Genomic DNA, 4,704 nt, shown 5'->3' on the forward strand with positions numbered 1-4,704 from the left:
GGCGAAGGCCGGCGGGCCGGAGCCCGGGCAGGAACGCGCCGCGGGGGCGCGCCAGGAACCCGCAGCCGCCGGGGCCGGATCCGTCCGGAATGCCGGAAGCAACTCGGCCGCCACCGTGGCCATCGACACCGTTTCGTCGGCCCAGCCGGCCCGGGACGAGCCGATTTCGGCCACCCGCGACAACACCGCGGAGGAGGAGACCGTGTACGAGGCGTTTTGGTTCGCCGTCGGACGGACCCGCCCGGTGTATGACGAAAACACCGGCGCAGCGATTTTCACGCTGGAACCGGGCGCCTGGATCCTGGCGCTGCAGGACCGCGGGGATGAATTCCTGGTCCAGCACACCGACGGACGGGTGGGCGTGCTTAGGGACCTGACGAACATTGAGCGCGCCTGACGGCGGCGCCGTCCGGTCCGGCCGACGCCCCAGGCGTGCGCCGGAATCCGAGCTGGCGCTGAAACGCCGCGCCCGCCGAATCTACAGGGCGCTGGCGGAGGAGTACCCCTATGCCGTGGCCGAGTTGGACTTCCGCAACCCGTTCGAGCTCATCGTGGCGACCGTGCTCTCGGCCCAGACCACGGACGTGCGGGTCAACATGGTCACGCCGGCCTTGTTCGCCCGCTATCCGGACGCCAAGGCGCTGGCCGAAGCGGATGAGGCCGAGCTCCAGGAGCTGATCAGGCCCACCGGGTTCTTCCGGGCCAAGGCACAGAGCCTGCTGGCCCTGGCCAACCGGATCGTCGACGAGTACGACGGGGAGGTGCCGGACCGGCTGGAGGATTTGGTTACCCTGGCCGGGGTGGGCCGGAAGACGGCCAACGTGGTCCTCGGCAATGCCTTTGGTATCCCCGGCATCTCGGTGGATACCCACTTTGCGCGGCTCGCCCGCCGGTTCGGCTGGACCGAGTCCACGGACCCGCTCAAGATCGAAGCCGACGTGGCGAAGCTTTTCGAGCCGAAGGACTGGACCATGCTGTCGCACCGGGTGATCTTCCACGGGCGCCGGGTCTGCCACGCGCGCAGGCCCGCCTGCGGGGCCTGCGTGGTGGCACAATGGTGCCCGTCCTACGGGGAGGGCGAGGTGGACCCGGGGAAGGCGCGGAAGCTGCTCAAATACGAACTGGCCCCCGGGCGGGAGGACCTCCTGGCCCGGATGCTGGCCGGGCAAACCCGGGCCGAACTGCGGGCCGCCGGTTTTAAGCTGGATGCATGAGCGCAAAGGAAGACCTGGAGCGGCTGGTATCCGTTCCACCGGGGGAACGGCTGTCCATCCGCGAACGCGAGCGGTGGCGGTTCGAGGGCCTTGAGATGGACTCCCTGCGGCGCGCGGCAGTGCTGCTGCTCTTCGGGCCCCTGGACGCGGCTCCGGCCCACGCCCATTCCACGGCCGTACCGGACGATCTGGATGTGCTGCTGATCGAGCGTGCCGGCACACTGGCGGACCACCCGGGCCAGGTGGCCTTCCCCGGCGGAGGCATTGATCCGGGCGATGCCGGACCCGAAGCCGCCGCGCTGCGCGAAGCGGTGGAGGAGACCGGGCTGGACGCCTCCGGCGTGGACATCCTGGGTACGCTGCCGGACATCCCGCTGAGCGTGAGCCGGTTCATGGTCACCCCCGTGCTCGCCTGGTGGACCCTGCCCTCGCCGGTGGCGGTGGTGGATTTCAACGAATCCGCCCAGGTGTTCCGGATCCCGGTGGCGGACCTGCTGGAGCCGGCCAACCGGTACACCAGCGTCCTCAGGCGCGCAGGCACTATCCACCGCGGTCCCGCCTTCACTGTCAACGACCTGGTGGTCTGGGGGTTCACCGCCACCCTCCTGAGCCATCTTTTTGACGAGCTGGGCTGGGCCCAGGAGTGGGACCGGTCACGGGAAATCCCCGCGCCGCTGCCGCCGGGGAGGCCGGAGGACGCCCGGCGGCAGTGAGCCGCAGCCTGTCCGGCCAGCGGATGTGCGGTACCCTCACGGCCGGGGCCTTGCCACGTCTGCCGGGCCCGGGCGGACCGCCCGAGGACGGGACAGCTGCCCTGACGGCATCCTTGCGCTGCCACCAGATGGCGGCGGCCCCGGCTGCGACAGGCAGCGGTGCATGCACGTCGACCGTCTCCGTGATCCACCGGTGCACTCCCGCGGCCGGCCTGCAGGACGTGACGAGCTCCCGGTACGCGCCGACGACGTGCGTCCGCGCGGAGAGCCCGACGCTCTGGGCGATGGCGTTCTCCGGGCCGAAGGCTACGGTGCCCAGGACCCGGTCCCCGTATTTGCCGGCCAGGTCCCTGGCCGTTGCGAGCGCGCCCGGCGGCAGGACGGCCGGAAGCCGGGCAGCCAGGGTCCGGCCCTGCGTTGCGACGGTCGAACGGGCCGCAGCCGCCAGAGCCGGTACGCGGTGCAGTTGCGCGCGCAGGCCAAGATCCGTCAGCCGCGACGCGGTGCTGCCCAGCCGGGCACACAGTGCGGGATGGGCACGCCAGGGCCGCGGCGCAACCGGCAAGCTCGTCTGCGGCGGCCCTGAATACCGCCACGGACCTGAGCATCCGGGCGCCCGAAATCCCGGCGGAAACCGCCGCGGAGATTCCCGCGGTGGCAAAGGAAGCCAGCGCCGCAGCGCCGGCGGTGAGCATGATGGTCGTGGCAAAATCCTGTGTTTCCGCCAGCAGTTCGGCATGGGCCTGCTCGATTCCGGCCGCGAAGGCCTGGCAGCCGGCGGCAACGGACTCGCAGCCTGCGGCGATGTCCAGGGCACAGGTACGCAGTTCCCGGTGGTGCCCGCGCAGCAGCGTGGCATCGGCTGCCTGCAGGCCGGACAGCGCCCGGTCCGCCTGCTGCAGGCAGCCGGCGGAGAACTCCCGGATCCGGTCCGCTGCCTCCAGCCAGGTGCGGGCGGCCCGGCGCAGGGCGTCGGCGTCGCCGGAGGGCCACATGACCCCGGCGGCGTCGGCGAGGAACTGGCCGAACTCGGGCAGGACAGGGAACCTTCCACCCACCGCGGAGGCCGGGGCCGGGAAGCCGGCGGCCGGCAGGCCGGGCCCGGGGACCTGGTGCCATGCGGAGCGGTGTCCGGCGGCCGCCGCCTCGGTCCAGCGGTACAGCTCGGCGGCCAGCCTGACCTGGTGCCCGGTGCCGGCATAGGCATCGTGCAGCCCCTCCAGCGCGATGCAAAGCTGGCGGGCCACGGCATCGTACTCCCGGCCCCACGCCATCGCCGAACTCTCCCAGCCGGACATGCCTGCACTTGCGGCCAGCTGTCCGGGCAGGTCCACGCCCAGCCGGGCCACGGCCGCGGCCGCCGTGTCCGCGGCGGCCGCGGCGTGGAGCAGGGCGTGGGTATCAATGCTCAGTACCGCCATCCGGACCTCCTAGGGCACCAGCAGACCGGCTTGGCTCCCGGCCGCCTCAGGCTTTTCCCTGCCAGCGAGGCTAGGCCGTGGCCGCGCCGCGGCCAAGGGAGACGGCGCAGCCTGTGGATAAGTCCTATTTCGCGTCCGCGTAGGAGTCTACGACGGCCGGCGACACGGTGAACTCCAGCGGCAGCCGCCCGAACATCAGCCGGGTGGCCGCCGCCGCGGATTCCTCGACCAGCCGGCACGCCAGCTCGGCATGCTCCTCGCGCACATGCAGCATCACCTCGTCATGCAGGAAGAAAACCAATTCCCCGATGAAGATGCCGTCCGCCGCCCGGCCGCGCAGCCGCCGCCGCAATTCCGCCAGCCAGCACAGCGCCCATTCCGCCGCCGTCGCCTGGACCACGAAATTCCGGGTGAACCGGCCGCGGCTGCGCGCCGCCGCCTCGGCACGCCGCTGTTCCTGCGCCGTCGTGCTGCGCTGTGCGGCCACCCAGCGTTCCGACGGCGGCGGGCAGCTGCGCCCGAGATAGCTGCTGACCACCTGGCCGGCCTCGCCGGCCCGCGCGGCGCGTTCCACCACGGCCATGGCGTGCGGATAGGTCCGGGCCAGGCGCGGCATCAGCCGCCCGGATTCTCCCGTGGTCGCCCCGTACATGGCCCCGAGCATGGCCAGCTTGGCCTGCGCCCGGTCACCGCCGAATCCCGCATCGGCAATGCTTTGGTAGAGGTCCCGGCCGCGTGCCGCCGCGGCCAGGGCCGGGTCCCGGCCCAGGGCGGCCAGCACCCGCGGTTCCAGCTGGGCCGCATCGGCCACCACAAACTTCCAGCCCGGATCCGGACGCGCCGCCGCACGGACCTGCCGGGGGATCTGCAGGGCACCACCGCCGCGCGAGGCCCAGCGCCCCGTGACCACCCCGCCGACCACGTATTCGGGCCGGAACCGGCCGTCGCGCACCCAGGCATCCAGCCAGGCCCAGCCGTTGGCGGTATGCAGCCGGGAGAGCTTCTTGTAGCGCAGCAGCGTGGCGATGGCCGGATGGTCGTGCTCGCGCAGCTCCCAGGAACGGGTGGTCTTCACCTCGATGCCGGCCCGGTGCAGGGCGCGCAGCAGTTCCTGCGGCGAATCAGGGTTGAGCCCCGGATTCGCCAGTTCCCCACGCAGCCGCACGGCCAGCCTTTCGAGCTCACGGGGACGCTGTCCGTCCGGCGGCTGCGGACCGAGGTACTGCGTGAGGATCTGCCGGTGGACGTCCTCGCGCCAGGGGACACCGGCATGTTCCAACTCGGCGGCGACCAGGCTGCCGGCGGATTCGGCCGCCAGCAGCCGCCGCAGCCGCGCCGGGTGCGGCGACGCCGCCA

Annotated in this window: 3 protein-coding genes and 1 pseudogene; 3 read left to right on the forward strand and 1 reads right to left on the reverse strand. The window is 72.2% G+C overall.

The features are described 5' to 3' along the window. The 3 genes and pseudogenes from ACFQ36_RS20900 to ACFQ36_RS20910 form a co-directional block, all read left to right on the forward strand. A pseudogene (locus tag ACFQ36_RS20900) lies at positions 1-397 on the forward strand (hypothetical protein); the annotation flags it as partial. Continuing rightward, positions 384-1,214 (forward strand): endonuclease III, encoded by an 831-nt coding sequence (gene nth / locus ACFQ36_RS20905; RefSeq protein WP_377017175.1) that lies wholly within the window; start codon positions 384-386, stop codon positions 1,212-1,214. The pseudogene ACFQ36_RS20900 and the gene nth, both read left to right, overlap by 14 nt. After that, positions 1,211-1,927 (forward strand): NUDIX hydrolase, encoded by a 717-nt coding sequence (locus ACFQ36_RS20910; RefSeq protein WP_377017177.1) that lies wholly within the window; start codon positions 1,211-1,213, stop codon positions 1,925-1,927. The genes nth and ACFQ36_RS20910 overlap by 4 nt, the downstream gene beginning before the upstream one ends. A gap of 1,545 nt (positions 1,928-3,472) precedes the next feature. Here ACFQ36_RS20910 and ACFQ36_RS20915 read toward each other — a convergent pair. Next, positions 3,473-4,704 (reverse strand): bifunctional 3'-5' exonuclease/DNA polymerase (locus tag ACFQ36_RS20915; RefSeq protein ID WP_377017179.1); only part of this gene is annotated, 1,232 nt, incomplete at its 5' end.

Source organism: Arthrobacter sp. GCM10027362, from assembly GCF_042679445.1.
Lineage (GTDB): Bacteria > Actinomycetota > Actinomycetes > Actinomycetales > Micrococcaceae > Crystallibacter.

Bases quoted from the DNA above. Each gene is read 5' to 3' on its own strand.
- ACFQ36_RS20910 (WP_377017177.1), top strand. From the start codon at position 1,211: ATGAGCGCAAAGGAAGACCTGGAGCGGCTGGTATCCGTTCCACCGGGG.